General features: G+C 36.7%; 14 protein-coding genes. 7 read left to right on the plus strand and 7 right to left on the minus strand.

All coding sequences use genetic code 11. The features are described 5' to 3' along the window. Positions 1-182 precede the first annotated feature (182 nt). On the plus strand, positions 183-500 hold the full coding sequence (locus H4J61_RS06685; protein ID WP_182184443.1) for a hypothetical protein: 318 nt from the start codon (positions 183-185) through the stop codon (positions 498-500). A gap of 257 nt (positions 501-757) precedes the next feature. Here the strand turns inward: H4J61_RS06685 and H4J61_RS06690 are convergent, their stop codons facing one another. The 3 genes from H4J61_RS06690 to H4J61_RS06700 all read right to left on the minus strand — a co-directional run bounded on the left by H4J61_RS06690 (position 758) and on the right by H4J61_RS06700 (position 3199). Then, positions 758-1054, minus strand: coding sequence for a hypothetical protein (locus tag H4J61_RS06690; protein WP_182184444.1), 297 nt, complete (start codon positions 1052-1054; stop codon positions 758-760). A gap of 828 nt (positions 1055-1882) precedes the next feature. After that, positions 1883-2587, minus strand: coding sequence for a hypothetical protein (locus tag H4J61_RS06695; protein ID WP_182184445.1), 705 nt, complete (start codon positions 2585-2587; stop codon positions 1883-1885). 108 nt (positions 2588-2695) lie between these two features. Further along, complete coding sequence (locus H4J61_RS06700) at positions 2696-3199, minus strand: rod shape-determining protein MreB (protein ID WP_182184446.1); 504 nt, start codon at positions 3197-3199, stop codon at positions 2696-2698. Between the two features lie 351 nt (positions 3200-3550). Here H4J61_RS06700 and H4J61_RS06705 point away from each other — a divergent pair, with 351 nt between their 5' ends. Continuing rightward, entirely contained in the window at positions 3551-4510 is a 960-nt protein-coding gene (locus tag H4J61_RS06705; protein WP_182184447.1) for an integron integrase, read from the plus strand. Between the two features lie 215 nt (positions 4511-4725). Here H4J61_RS06705 and H4J61_RS06710 read toward each other — a convergent pair whose 3' ends face one another. Then, positions 4726-5073: a hypothetical protein gene (locus H4J61_RS06710; protein WP_182184448.1), complete on the minus strand. Its 348-nt coding sequence runs from the start codon at positions 5071-5073 to the stop codon at positions 4726-4728. Between the two features lie 3 nt (positions 5074-5076). Further along, positions 5077-5544, minus strand: a complete 468-nt coding sequence (locus tag H4J61_RS06715) for a hypothetical protein (protein ID WP_220461204.1) — start codon at positions 5542-5544, stop codon at positions 5077-5079. Positions 5545-5846: 302 nt separating this feature from the next. Between H4J61_RS06715 and H4J61_RS06720 the strand changes: the two genes are divergently transcribed. The 3 genes from H4J61_RS06720 (at position 5847) to H4J61_RS06730 (ending at position 8360) form a co-directional block, all read left to right on the plus strand. Beyond that, positions 5847-6068, plus strand: coding sequence for a TA system antitoxin ParD family protein (locus H4J61_RS06720; RefSeq protein ID WP_182184449.1), 222 nt, complete (start codon positions 5847-5849; stop codon positions 6066-6068). A gap of 955 nt (positions 6069-7023) precedes the next feature. Then, positions 7024-7608, plus strand: coding sequence for a TetR/AcrR family transcriptional regulator (locus H4J61_RS06725; protein WP_182184450.1), 585 nt, complete (start codon positions 7024-7026; stop codon positions 7606-7608). A gap of 137 nt (positions 7609-7745) precedes the next feature. Further along, on the plus strand, positions 7746-8360 hold the full coding sequence (locus H4J61_RS06730) for a phospholipid-binding protein MlaC (protein WP_182184451.1): 615 nt from the start codon (positions 7746-7748) through the stop codon (positions 8358-8360). Positions 8361-8449: 89 nt separating this feature from the next. On the opposite strand, the gene H4J61_RS06735 is transcribed toward H4J61_RS06730, so the two are convergent. Further along, positions 8450-10945, minus strand: a complete 2496-nt coding sequence (locus H4J61_RS06735) for an acylase (protein ID WP_182184632.1) — start codon at positions 10943-10945, stop codon at positions 8450-8452. Between the two features lie 264 nt (positions 10946-11209). Here H4J61_RS06735 and H4J61_RS06740 point away from each other — a divergent pair, with 264 nt between their 5' ends. Further along, on the plus strand, positions 11210-12166 hold the full coding sequence (locus H4J61_RS06740) for a sensor domain-containing diguanylate cyclase (protein ID WP_182184452.1): 957 nt from the start codon (positions 11210-11212) through the stop codon (positions 12164-12166). Between the two features lie 334 nt (positions 12167-12500). Here the strand turns inward: H4J61_RS06740 and nhaR are convergent, their stop codons facing one another. Continuing rightward, positions 12501-13409 (minus strand): transcriptional activator NhaR, encoded by a 909-nt coding sequence (gene nhaR / locus H4J61_RS06745; protein ID WP_182184453.1) that lies wholly within the window; start codon positions 13407-13409, stop codon positions 12501-12503. A 356-nt stretch (positions 13410-13765) separates the two neighbouring features. Here nhaR and nhaA point away from each other — a divergent pair, with 356 nt between their 5' ends. Further along, a complete protein-coding gene (nhaA, locus tag H4J61_RS06750; RefSeq protein ID WP_182184454.1) occupies positions 13766-14992 on the plus strand; it encodes a Na+/H+ antiporter NhaA in 1227 nt (408 codons plus the stop codon). Positions 14993-15012 lie beyond the last annotated feature (20 nt).

Here is a 15012-nt window from a genome sequence, read left to right on the forward strand (position 1 = left end):
GTAATTAAATACTTTTAAATTAAATAGTTATGCTGTGTTTATGGTGGATGTTAACTATATCACTGACACTTGTGAAAGACTAATTTTGTACTAAAAACACTTTGATTGTTCCTAGAAATTATTGGTAAGTTTACTCGTGAAATTTTAAAATTAATTATCATCAACAATGTAGAGATAACTTTATGAATACTGTCATTCGTGATTGGTTTTTAGTATCTGTTTTTGATGCTTCAGATTTAGTAGAACGTGTACTTTGTGGCTATGTAATTTATGATGCTAGATCCCATTATTTGAAGGATGATTTCATTTGTACATCCAACATTATTCATATTAATAGTTCAAATCAATTAATTACTACAGATAGTGGTAATCTTTATCAAACTATCGAGAAAGGTCGTCACTCAAAAATTTATTTAGAAGAATTCGAACTACTACGCATAGGCTTTAATCCATTGCAGATTGAAGCGCTTCGCATTTCACCAGTGCTTAAAATTCATTAACTTGTGTGAAGCATATGACAGCACAGTAGGTTGAAGAAAAGTAATTTATGTATCAAAAAATCAATTTAAATTATTGACGTGGTCAACTAAATTCAGTCAACCTAGTTAAGCAACCATTTCTAATGTTACCTACTATACTTTTGATCCAAAGCCCTGCAATGAAGTGACCTCATATAGACACCTCACAATGGGCTTTGACCCTGTAACATATTTTAGTATTGCCAAAACACTCGATATACTGGATTTAAAATACAAGGTTACTTTCTATTTTTTTTTGTCATTTGTAAACTATAAAAATAAACACTACAGCCTTGGCCTATCGGATAAGGCTGCGCACTTGGTGCAATGTATAATTCACCTTTGGCAATCATATCTAATGTATAAGTCTTAATTTCAGGAGCATAAGACTCAATGGGGGCGCTGTTGATGTTATTCATACCGCCGTTTACCGCGATGTATAACTGACTATTATCTTGAGTGTCGACACCTACAGCTAACCAGTTTGGACTGTTAGGTTGCTTTATTCGCTTTAAAAAACTTTCTTCTGTTAGCATGAGATCAATGCATCATTTATCTCATGAGCTATCGACTTGGTGTTTTCTCTATTCATAGTCATTCCCATTTATTCATTCGAATAAAATCGCGAAAAGTATTGGGTAATATATTGAATGAAAAATGAATAAAAGTAAATTATACGTATTTGTTATCAAAGGAAAGTTTTTGCATAACCCGTCACTTTCTACGCAAAAAAGGTCACTTTTAAAATATATTATTAACTAACTCTTTGAAATGTAATGAACAGTCAATTAAGTTGAAATTTTAAGAATGTTTTGTTATTTATTTTTAGTTTTTTATATAAATAATGAATATATGAGGGGATTTGAGAGGCTAATTTTTGGCAACATTATCGCGAAAACCTAGTGATTTTGAGGGCTACGCTGGCCAATAGTTATGGCAATAGGCGTGTGGTTCAGTTTGTCATCTTTTGTGGCACAGGCTAATAAATAACTCTTGGTCCAATTTATAATTTATCTGGTTCCGTTAGATAGGATTATACACTAACGTCCGCTTAAGCTCATTGTTGCCGGTGGCGACTCGTATCTGAACATTCACTGTTGCTACAAAGCCGACCTAATTTAATCGTGAATTTATAATCATAAATAGTGCGCTAGAGGAAGTTAGCCACTCGTTAATCCTAACGTCCGCTTGAAGCTCAAAGCCGCCAGTCGCATTTCGTTTCTGAACGCTAACTTTTACCACAGTATAGACATTAGCATCAAGTGACTAAAATTGAATTCAGATTAGATTTTGTATCAAACGCCCCATTAAGAGGCAAATGATAGTTGGCTAAAATAAGCGACGGAGGAGCAAATAGCCAACTGTTATTTGTCCTGCTTGAATGGCTTGTTAGCAATACATTGCACACGCTTCATATAACCACTTTTCGTTAAAACCTGTGAGCCTGATGGATAACTATTAATAAGTAGATCTCCGTTTTCTAGTAACCAAGAAGACTTTGGCATACCCACTAAGCTATATAGCTTTTCAAGTTTAAAGTTTGCATTTACCAAATGAATATCACCGTGATTCCCTGACATATGAGCTAAACCAGATGTGACGACTAAACCGAAAGGCATTTCATAAATGTCTTCGACATTCATTTCTTCAATTAATGTAACCTTATTATTTTCATCAATTAAAACCAATGCCCCACCAAACTCACCGTTATTACTGCCAGCAATAATTTTTTCACCCAAATTTATAATAAGTTTAGGCTGTATAATTTGATGTTCTATAACCACGCCACTTTCTGAATTAGGTGGTCTTCTAGGAAAAGATTTTTTATATTTTCCCGTTTCTCTATTTACTAATTTAAATAACCATTGGGGCTGTGATGAATCTGTTTCACCTAATTCATCAAAAAATTCATTTACCCCAACTTCCGTTATTTCGCGTTCTGTACTTCCTTTAAATTCTGTTTTATTGGGATATATTGATGCATCGTATTCTCCGCATGAAATATTTTCAAATATATTCGCAGAAAGAGAAAAAGAGAATAGAAATAAAATAAAGATTGAAAATTGCACCTGAGCCTCCTTGTATTGCTAACGCCCCAATAAGGGGCTGAAAATTGTTTGCTAAAATGTTGAGGAACGAAAACAGCAAACTGTTTTTAGTCCTGCTTAATTGGCTTGTTAGTTGCCAACTGCACCTATAGCCATGTTTTCTTCTTGTTTTACAATATCTTTGAAGTTAATCGTTGATGGTTCTAATGTACCTTTACCTTGATAAATTGCAACATCTCTTGCTCCTGCTCCCAAAGCCATTTCTCGAAACGCTCTAATTTCTATCATCGTTAGTCCACCCTCAGTTTTTTCCATTGGATGAATGATTATTGCAGGAGCTGGAGATATGAATTTTTTACCAACAAGCTTTTTAACGATTTCTTGAAGTAATCGCTCTCCAATAAAGAAGTCATTTAGCAACGCTCGTGGATGGGAAAAAGGATTTAGTGGATTAAGGTAAGCATTGTTACCAAAAGCAGTAACATCCTTTGCCCCATTTTTACGAGTTTCAACTTGCAGGAGCGGCTTTTCATCAAAGACTTCATTTGTTTCTAAATCCACTACTCTAATACGGTTCTCCCATATTTGAACGTATAAAGTAGAACCAAATTTATTGATAAAACTACGAATCATGAACCAATCCTTCCTTGGCAACTAACGCTTATTATGGAGACTTCTCAGTAATGTCCGTTCCATAATTTTTATTAATTATCACTTAATATTCCACAATTTCAATAAATTAGAAAGATTAATTTAACCAAAACTTATTGTGTTCGGATATTACTGAGAAGTCTCAGTAATATCCTGTTAACACAAAAAGATAAAACACGTTTGTATTCAGCAAGATAACTTGAAATTTTAATGATGTATCAGGGTTTTGGTCATTTACTGAGACTTCTCAGTAATATCCATTTGATAAAATATTTGATCTTTATTTAATTGAAACCTATAACTGTATATAAATACAGCTATAGGTTGGTAATAATGTCTACATCGCCTTTTCTTGAAAGTATCCGTAATATCCTTCGTACAAAACATTACAGTATCCAAACTGAAAAAACGTATTTGCTTTGGATTAAACGCTTCATTCTTTTTAACCAAAAGCGACACCCCAAAGATATGGGAGAGCAAGAAGTAAGTAATTATCTCACTTACTTAGCTGTTGATAGGCAAGTAACGTCTTCAACCCAAAACTTAGCACTATGCTCAATTGTTTTCATGTACAAGCATGTATTCAAAAGAGAACTAACCCTCTTATCTGATACGGTCAGGGCTAAAGCGCCAACTAGGGTGCCAATGGTATTATCAAATCAAGAGGCTACTGCGATTATCAAAGAGTTAAAGCCCCCGTACCACCTAATGTTCAGCCTGTTATACGGGTGTGGATTAAGAAAAGCGGAACTATTGAGATTGCGTATAAAAGATATCGATTTTGACGGTAATTCAATTTACGTTTTTAGGGGGAAAGGGGCTAAAGACAGAATGACCTTATTGCCTAAAATACTCATAGAGCCACTCAAGGCTCAAATAGACAAAGTCGAAGACTTGCATAGTAAAGATTTAGCTGAAGGAGAAGGTAAAACGAGTTTGCCTTCAGGATTATCACGCAAATACCCAAAAGCAATTACTCAGTTTAAGTGGCAATACTTATTTCCCTCAACCGTGAGATGTAAGCATCCAACGGATGGTTATTTTTGTCGTCATCACTTACATTGGACCTCATTAACCAAAGCTCTGAGATCTGCCGTAGTGAAAACTGAAATAAGAAAGCATGTCACAGCACATACTTTCAGACACAGTTTTGCGACTCAGTTGCTGTTAAATGGAGCTGATATTAGAACGGTACAAGAATTACTTGGCCATAATGATTTGAAGACTACTCAAATCTATACTCATGTGATTGGCCAGCATTCATCAGGGACCCTTAGCCCCATTGATAGATAACTTAATCATTAGAAAAAGTATCTCTTTTTTTATTTTGCTGATGTCCTCAGTTAGCATTAACTATTTGATGACGAATGACCGCTGTGGTGGCTCAGGAGTCAGTCATGGTGATGTTCAATCGAGTTGGATGATGCTATGACAGCTATGACTCCTGCAAGCTCATTACTGCCGTTGAACTTTCATCACTTAATTTTACTTTGAGATAGAGACGTTTATTATCTTCGGTTAATGGCACTCCCTGTAGGTTCGTATGAGTTTTCACTATTTTGAACGATCCAGTCATAAAGAGAATTATTTATATCTTCAAAACTATTTTTATATTGGGAATATAGCCACCTTACAGGGCTAACACTTCCTCCTGTATGTGAGCTATTTCTTTTTCGCATCATTATTAGTTTTTTGATAAAAGACTCTAGAGATTCTTTATTCATTTGGCTTGTAGCCTCCAACCATTCATAATCTGAATATGAGTGCATTTTTTTAATTCTTTGAAGCTCGATAAAGAGATCATCGTTAGATCCATCAACTATCAAGGCAACCATTTTTTTTAGATTCTCTGGCATAATCTATAGACCCGAATTTGTCTTAAATGTATCGACATATTGTTTGATTGGTTCCCATATTGTTACCTCTCCGTTGTCAATAGAAAATACTTTACCATGATTTCTATCAGCAATAATTCTCATTTGCGTAAAGTTTGAGTCGAAACTGCTTTCCTCGCTTACCTCTTGCTTTAATTGCTCCTCGGTAACTTTTCCTTCTTTTGATGCTAATTTTAGATAAGCGCTCAGGATTTTAGTGTTCATTTGATCTGGTCTATTTGTCCAAAGTTTGAGTCTTCTCGCCACTTTATTAATTTCGTTAGCCTCTGAAGCTGGTTTTTCTTGGGAAACATCTTCATGCTTAGCCAGTTTTATTAGAGCACTCATGATTAATTTGTGTACCTTTTTCTCTTCACCTGATTTATTAATTAAGAATGAAGCTTCTTCCAGATCATCTTTAATTTCTTGATAAGTATTGTTATTAATATTCATAATTTAATCTCTCAAAACAGCAATAAGACTAATTTAGTCTAATTAGTCTTATTTGTCTAATGGCATTCAAAAAAGTCGATAAATTAAATAATTTACTATTCGATAATGAAGGTCTGGAGTTGGTACTTTGAAGTTACCAATAAAAATAGGTGAACGACCGCTGTGGTGGCTTTTGCGAATGTTATATTAGATTAAAACCTAGCACTTTTAAACTTCTTGTCGAACTACCGAGCAATCCTCGGTAATACAGTTTTTCACACGTTCGGCACACATACGTTCTGAGCAATTTTTAGGAGTGCAATATGACAACAGAAAGTATTAGGCTAGACAGTGTGTTAATTAGCAAAGCTAAAATTATTGGCGGTGCTTTATCACGTTCCCCTGCAAAGCAAATAGAACATTGGGCTAAGATTGGTCGCATAATGGAAGATAATCCAGAACTTCCGTATGAGTTCGTTAAAAATGCTGCTATAGCTAAGGCGGAAAAAGAAACAGATAAATTAGAGAACTACATTTTTGATTAATTCAGTCATTTTTTTGTCCAGCCGGTTGCATTATTCAGTTGGTTCCATTTTGGAACATATACTCATGTGCAATGTGCAAACTTTGCACTTTCGTAAGTATTCTATTGCCACAGGCTGTGTGAAAACTCCCAGCGTAAATTTTTTATGCGACGCTACGTAAATTAACAGGTGGTTTGTTATCAAACGTACTACAGAATTTAATCTACAGCGCCTTTTTTCGTTGATATTATCTAATTACACCAGTTCAAAATAGTTTTCACACAGGCTGGCCAAAAAGCGGACATTAGCTTTTAACGACAAGGCATGCTTAGGATTAGGTCTTGTATAGATAACACTCGTGTAGAAAGTCAAATTTAACAGCTTATAGCTATAATGTTATAGCGTGCGCCCTTTCCAGCCACAAGAAGGACATATCATTGTTGTAACCATACCTTTTGATGAGAAGCTGATGACTAAACCTAGCAATATAGTTACCCCACCAGCAATTAGATTTACAATAAGCACACCTATACCTATAAAAAATAAAATAACTCCCACAATGCCACTAAACGTTACCGACTTTTTCTTTTGCGTGACAACTACTCTGACACGGGGGGTTGGTAATCTCAAACATTATTCGCAATCACACAAATGAGAATTAAGCTCTAAATGTGAATACCGAGAAAACTCTCATTCCCGACGAGATTAATCAATAATAAATAGAAAAAAATTAATTATTAACTTTAGCGTATGCACGTTTTAAAATTAATAAGCTGAACCTCCTTACAGTAAGCTACAACCGTGATTTGTAGCTCCTTAACTTCCCTTAAAACCGATCCAGCTTCATTAGAAACGTTCTAGTTCTATATTGGAATGATCAATTGCAATACATGTTTTTCATACTTTATCTTTGCAACCGACCTGTCGGTCGGTTAAACTAGGGCTATTATGTTGTAAGATATTTTAAGGTAAGCCTATGAGAGACCCAGAGCAAACCCGGCAAAAAATACTAGAAGTTAGCGCTGATGAAATTCATCGAAAGGGTTTCAACGCCACTAGCTTGTCTTGTATTTTAGCTCGCTGTGAAATATCTAAAGGGGCGTTATATCATCATTTTGCCAATAAAATGGAACTTGGCTATGCGGTATTTGAGGAAGTTTATGCCCCCGCTTTTATTGCGCTTTGGCAACCGCCCGTAGAAGCTGAAGATCCCATTCAAGGCTTATCTGATTTTTTCAGTTCAATGTCTAAAGAGATGAGTTGTGATGAACTAGTCTGTGGATGCCCTTTAAACAACCTCTGTCAGGAAATGTCAGGCGTAGATGAAGGCTTTCGTATTCGCATACTGGCGATGCAACAACAGTTAAACTTATTAATTGCCACTAACCTATCGCGGGTTAGCAGCCAGTTACAACCAGGCCTTGATTTTAGCCAGGTCGCTTACTTTATTGTCTCAACCTTTCACGGCTCTTCCAGTTTAAGTAAAAGCTCATTAAACAAAGAGCTGTTTGACAAAGTCATCAAAGAGCTTTGCCGATACATGGGCCAATTAAAACGTTAATGCTAAATTAACGCCTCACTGAGTTAACATTTTTTAACACTTTATCTTCTATCTTAAGCCTAAAAAGCATTTACATACCGCACGGTCGGTATGTATAATAGCTGCAATTAAAATTAACTATATCTTACAGGGTCATCATGAAAAAGCTCTTAATGCTGTTGGTGTTATTCACTAGTTTTGTCCAAAACAGTATGGCAGTTGAAGCTACGCCATCAGTTTCTCCTTATCAAGTCATCGCTGTAACAGGTAATAACCTATTTACTAAAATTGCCAACAATCAAGATGCTTTGAAAAAATTTCCAGATCTGATGCGAGATATTGTTGAAGAAGAATTAATGCCATCTATTGATTATCAATATGCTGCGTTTAAAATTTTAGGTAAACATTTGCGACAAACAACCTCAGAGCAAAGAGTAAAATTTATTACTGCCATGCGCGCTTATTTGGTTCGTACTTATGCCAACGCTTTAACACAATACAGTAATCAGAAAGTGTTATTTGAACCAGAAAGTCAACTGAGGGCGAATGTGAGATCAGCTTCTGTTGATGTCAAAATTATCGACACGGGTAAGCCAGATATAAATATTACCTTTCAAATGCGCAAAGACACCAAGTCGCAAGAGTGGAAAGCCTACGATATGATTGTTGAAGGTATATCGTTAATTAGTAGCAAACAATCTGAAATTAATCGTAGGATATCAGATTTAGGCTTAGATCAAGTGACCTTAGAGCTTGCTTCAATCACCAGCTAACTTTGCTCACTGATGCTATTAGCGCTAATAAACAGCCAGCATAACCTTTAAGGTTACTGCTGGCTTTTTTTTTACAACGCGCTAATTGTTTACTCTGGAGCAGAACTAATCGTCATTTCAGAGACTTTATTAGCTTCAATATCTGCTTGGGTAAAGCGCAAAGGTCTCAATTGTGGTTGTTGTGAATAGAGCAAGGTTTGGTCTATGCTATGATCGCTGCCATATTCATGAGATTGAGAATAACTCAATAAACCTCTAGCAACTGGGCCATCATCGGTAAAGTTCACTACTGTCATCCAGCTGCTACCATAATTAATATGATAACCACCACCTTCAGCACTTAGTATAGAATCGCTATTTTGTGCCAGATAAACATGGCGAGGCAACAATGAACCGTCATTACCTGTGCGGGTATCAAAGACATTAAAGCCTCCTTCTATATTGTGAGAGCCTGCCCAAGGAATTTTGATACCTGAGGCACTGCCATCAGCTAAACTGCGCTCAACAAACTGCACTGAACCCAATGTAGCATCTAATGCTAACCCCGCTGATTCAACATTAAGCTGAGCTTGGGCAAACTGTTCCAGTGTTGTGGCATTATTTATTAAGCCACTAGGTGTGGTCAGCACATTATCTTTAGAAAAACTTTGTTGCCACTGCGGTTTTTTATGAAATAAAAAGGCAAACTCTCGAAATAAATGTGCCGCACTACTATTTTTATTAAAAGTACCATCCCAAAGCGCTAATGCCGCACAACCGTCACTTATATCAACGTCCTGTGTTTCAAGGCTAACCACTGTACTGCCTTGTGCTTGGCAAATGCTTAAAAGATCAGTCAGAATATTTTCAGCCAAATAGCTGCGATTACTTAATAAGGCTTGTTCGACCTCTGCCGGATTAAATAAACCATCGCTGCCGGCACTATCTACCAATAATTTCTGTGCCAAGCGAGAACGCAAAGACTGCTGATTATCTACCGCACCATATAAAGGTGAAACACCTGTTATAGGCGCATTAATATTGGTAAGCCAATAGCTGTCATTTGAATTTTGGACAGAGTCAGTGCCAGAATATTGGGGTGCATTTTCATAGGGTACAGCGCGATCAAAATCAAATGCGGATAAAAATCCCGGTAAAACAGTAAAGCCCGCAGCTTGCTTAGCACCAACAAGCAATGGATTTGTGGTCATTTCATTAATGGCTGTCGCAGTTAAATTGGGCACCGTTGAGTCATCAATATAGAAAACATTACCGTCACTATCTGCTGACATAGTATTGTTAAAAATCACCCCATCATAATCAACAAAGGCTTGTTTAAATTCAGCAATATTACCCGCTAAATTCATCGCTAACCAGTGGTCGATAATATCGACATTACCCAAGTTAGCATCTTTTATGGCAAAGGCACTACCACCAGGGCCCCATGCAAAACTTCCCGGAACAACAACCATAGGGCCATGATGGGTTGAGTAAGTCATTTTCGCGAGTTTAATCGTTTGGCCTGGCCCCACAGCAACATCAATGGCGATTTCTTTACCTGTGATTAAACGGTTTGCTCCGTCAATCACTTGCGACATTTGTGCCGGATCGTTTGGATTCAATGTCAACTGATAAACCACAAAGTGCTCAGCTGATGAAAAAGTATGGGTCCAAGCGACATTTTCATTAAAACCAATATTTACGACTCCTGGCATGCCGGTAAGCGAACTCCCCATAACATTCAAATGCTCAGGAATAGTAATATGGAATTGCCAAAAGCGTAAATTTCCCGTATGTGGAAAGTGCGGATTCGCTAACACCATACCTTTACCGTTTTCAGTTTTATCTTTACCTAAGCCCCAGCCGTTTGAACCCAAATCACTTGGGTTCTTTTCAGGGAGTGTAACAACCGGATTTGAATTAACTTTATAGCGATTAACATCAGCACTTTGTGGATAAGGTGCGAAACTTTCTCCTGGAGGAGCAGCTAAAAACATCGGGCCAAGAAAGTTTGCGGCTCCTGGTAACAAAGCAATACCGAGTGTGTAAGTCAGCATATCAATATCACTAATCGGCTGTACCCAAGGCATGTTGGCACATGAACCATCAATATTAGCAACACCCGTATCGGCTAAGTATTTATTATAACCTTGTGCATAGCCTGACAATAAAGCTTGGCTATTGCTTGAAAGTGACTTTATATTTTGTGCTGCATGCGCTCTAATTCCTAAGGTTAAAAAACCAAAGTCATTAATTAAATGCGCTGAGTCACCTGAACTAGGCACAATATCAGGCCCATAATACTTTGCGCGTTGTGAGTTATATTTTAGAATTTGATCGGCAAGCATACAGATATTATCTTTAGCGAATGCATAACCCACGCCATACGACATGCTCTCTAAGTTGTCGGCGGTAATGTGCGGTACACCATAATCTGTCCAACGAATATTTGCTGATAATACGCCATCGCCGTCAAATGAAGGTACAGGTGTAACGACAACTGGCGGCGTAATCGGCTCTGGTTTTTCAGGTTCTGGTGTGCCAATATAGGTGTAATCACCGCCCCCACATGCTGATAATATTGAAAATAATCCTATGATTGACATAGGCTTTATTATATTTTTAATTGAATAATTCAAAACAAACTCCTTTTTAGTTCTCTTATTTTTTATCATACCTAAACTATTTTTGCCCTATCATATTTGCACAATAAACAACCAACCTCAAACCCTTATTAGCAAAATCGCTGTAGTGAAATACTACAAAAAAGTCTTTTTTATTAATTTCAGTCAATAAAAAGTAAAAGCATTTTTCTTTCACTATTAAATAGCACTATACTCACTAAGTGGTCATCAATTTGCGTATAAATAATGCTTGCACCTAGTCTACCAAAAAATGAAAAATGTCGATTAGCGTCGTTAGATGCTCTGAACATATTAGATACTGATCCTGATGAGCGATTTGATCGCGTTACTCGCCTAGCTAAAAAGCTATTTAATGTGCCTATTGCACTGGTTACTTTAGTTGATAAAGAGCGCCAGTGGTTTAAATCTTCAATTGGCTTAGACGCCAAAGAAACGCCCAGAGATATTTCTTTTTGTGGCCATGCAATTCACCAAAAAAATACATTTATTATTGAAGATGCCTTACAAGACGTGCGTTTTTTTGATAATCCTTTGGTTGTCGACCTACCTGATATACGTTTTTACGCTGGTCATCCCATTGCCTCACCAAGCGGTGAAAACATAGGAACCTTATGTATTATAGACACAAAAACAAGAACCCTAAGCGAGGATGAAATTGCTTCGTTAACAGAGTTGAGTGCCTTAATAACGGATGAGTTTATTTCATGGCATTGGGCTACTATGGACGAACTAACCAATATAACGAATAGAATAGGTTTCAAACGTTTAAGTCAACATTCTATTGATAGGGCTGTTAGACAAAACAATGACTGTCATCTGGCTTATTTTGATCTTAATGACTTTACATTACTCAATGACAATTATGGCCATATGATTGGCGATCAAGTATTAAAACTATTTGCTGAACAATTAAAAGTCAGCTTTAGAGTGTCTGATGTTTGTGCCCGAATAGGCGGTGATGAGTTTGTGGTATTGCTGAGCGATACAGAGCTTGAAACAGCTAAACAAGTGATAAAACGTTTTGCTTATAATTTAATTTCTGTCAGTAAACACCTAGATCTACCTTACCAAATATCTTTTGCGCATGGCATTGTATCTTTTGATCAAAAAAAGCATATTAATATTGAGCATCTGCTTAGTGATGCTGATCAGGTGATGGATGAAAAAAAAGGCAAAAAATAAGCATTATTAGCCCAACATCGTGGTACAAAAACCCAGTCACTGAACAGCGTTAAATTAATCATATTAATTTAACGCTTAACGGTCTTTAAACAAAACCTTACACCAATTTACTGCCCTGAAAAATTTATTTCACGCAACCTTTTTGATTTAAGCTGATGTTTATATAGTATTTTAAAATAAATAAAAGCACATGGCATTCATTAAATTATGCTGCTAATGGTGATGGTTTGTTGGCTGTTAGCTTTACAAATCTATTATTGCTCGTCATCACTTAACAATATTCTTTAACCTTAATAACTTAAATTTTATAACTTAAATTTGTACAACATAAGCTTTACGACATAGGCTTTTTGAATAATTTTTTGCCTTCGGTTAATAAATGTTGCACCCCTGGATGTTTTACTTTCCGTTCAGGGGATATTAAGTAGTAATGCTCGATAATATCGTTAGTTCTACCAATAATTTCAACGTCAAACTGCTCAACAACATGATTTTCAATCATAGTGGGCGCACAAAAAATACCGTATCCCGCCTGGCCAAAATATTTAGTTAACACTGAATCATCAAACTCGCCAATTACCTTGGGGGAAATATCTAATTCATTAAACCAAGACAAGACGTTTAAATGTTGGTTTGAGCCTTCGCCAGCGGTAAAAAAAGGTATACCATCAAGTGACATTGGAAAGTCGCCTGTTAATGATTGCGCTAATTTTTTGTCAGCAAAAAAACTTAAGCCACATTTACCTATCAAGTGACTATAGGCTTTTAATGGTGAACCTGTCGGCAGTGGAGTATCACTTAATACCGCGTCCAATTTATTCATCGCAAGCTCTCCAAGTAAAACATCTAAGCTAGTTTCCTTACACACCAGCTTGATAGAATTGTCTATGTCATAGATAGATTTCAATAAATTAAATGAAAAAACTTTCGCGATAACATCGGTGACGCCAATGGAAAAACGAAAAGAAAAATCAGTTGAATGATTTTTTAATGAATGCAGCAGTTCATCGCCTAAACTAAATATCTCCTGGGTATAACGAAAAGAAATACGCCCCATGTCATTAAGGACCAAACGCTTACCTTTACGTTCAAATAAGCTATAGCCTAATTGTTCTTCTAATAAATTGAGTTGAGCGCTCAGGGTTTGTGGTGTGATATGCATAACCTTTGCCGCCTGAGCAATACTGCCATGTGTTGCTATTGCATGAAAATACTGTAAGTGATGATAATTAAGCTTAGCCATATAACCTCTTTAATTTCCCTGTCACTGTTTAGCCTTCTAGCACTATACCTTAGCAACTTTTTGTTGATAAAAACACAGCTACAGTCGACTTTCATTGCGTTGAATTATTAGCTATAAATGTGTCATACAAGTTTAATTAATTTGCGGGGCTATTTTACACCTAGGGAAAATGACCAAATACAAGACATTGATTTTAATAACGCGTTGTTCAGCACAATAGGCTCCTGCATGGTCTAACCAGTTGTATACATGCAACGATAATTATTAAATAAATAACGCAGGAATGGCTGGTTTTAACCAGGTGAAATGAGCAGAAAATTAGTGATATTGGTATGAGCTAGATCAAAGGAGATTTTATGGCAGAAAACATTATTGTTCTACGTTGGAAACAATTTATCCAAACTGATGCGAGTTCTGGCATTATTTTAGTATTAGCCGCAGTACTGGCATTGATAATGGCTAACAGTTTTTTTAGTCAGAGTTACAATGACTTCCTTGAGTTCCCCGTGAGCATTACGTTAGGCACCTTTGCTATCAGTAAACCCTTAGTCTTGTGGGTCAACGATGGTTTAATGGCGTTATTTTTCTTTGTTGTTGGTTTAGAGATTAAGCGTGAATTATTTTACGGCCAGTTGTCACGTCCTGATCAGGTGGTACTACCCTTTTTGGCTGCTATTGCCGGTATTATTTGCCCAGCATTAATTTATGTGGCTTTTAATTATCAAGATGCGGTTGCTATGAATGGTTGGGCAATTCCTTCCGCAACAGATATCGCTTTTGCCTTAGGCATTTTTATTTTATTTGGCAAATACTTACCCCCTAGTTTAAAGCTGTTTCTGTTATCTGTTGCTATTATTGACGATATTGGTGCAATTATTATTATCGCCATATTTTACTCACAAGAGCTAGCCACCAACTCGCTTATTATCGCGGGTATAGGTTTAGTGACACTCTTTATTTTTAATCGACTTAAATTAGAGAACAAAGCGCCTTATATATTACTGTCAATTATCGTTTGGGCTGCGGTATTAAAATCAGGTGTACATGCAACTTTAGCCGGTTTTGCCGTCGCTTGGTTTATTCCTATCGCCCGTGAAAAGTCACAGTCTATGTCATATCAAATTGAACATGGCTTGCATCCATGGATAGCGTTTTTTGTGCTACCACTTTTTGCCTTTGCCAATGCGGGTGTGGGCTTAACCGGGGTTTCAGTTAATGAACTTTTCACACCCATATCCATAGGTATTATTGGTGGATTATTCATCGGTAAACAATTAGGTATATTCGCGGCTTGTGTTATTGCCGTGAAACTAAAACTATGTCGCTTGCCCAAAGACGCCACTTGGACACAATTATACGGCGTATGTTTACTTTGTGGCGTAGGCTTTACTATGAGTTTATTTATTGGCTCACTCGCCTTTGAAGAGCAGGGTTTGGCTTATCAAACCCAAGTAAAAGTTGGCGTGTTAGTTGGTTCATTAATATCAGCCGTTGCTGGTGCTTGGTTAATCAGTCGATCTTCAAACAAATTAACCGTAACAAAAGGACAAAAAAATGAAAAATTTAAAACTTCTAATACTTAATATGGCTGCAATTGGGCTAT

The sequence above is a fragment of the Colwellia sp. MB3u-4 genome, assembly GCF_014077065.1.
In the GTDB taxonomy this organism is placed as follows: domain Bacteria; phylum Pseudomonadota; class Gammaproteobacteria; order Enterobacterales; family Alteromonadaceae; genus Cognaticolwellia.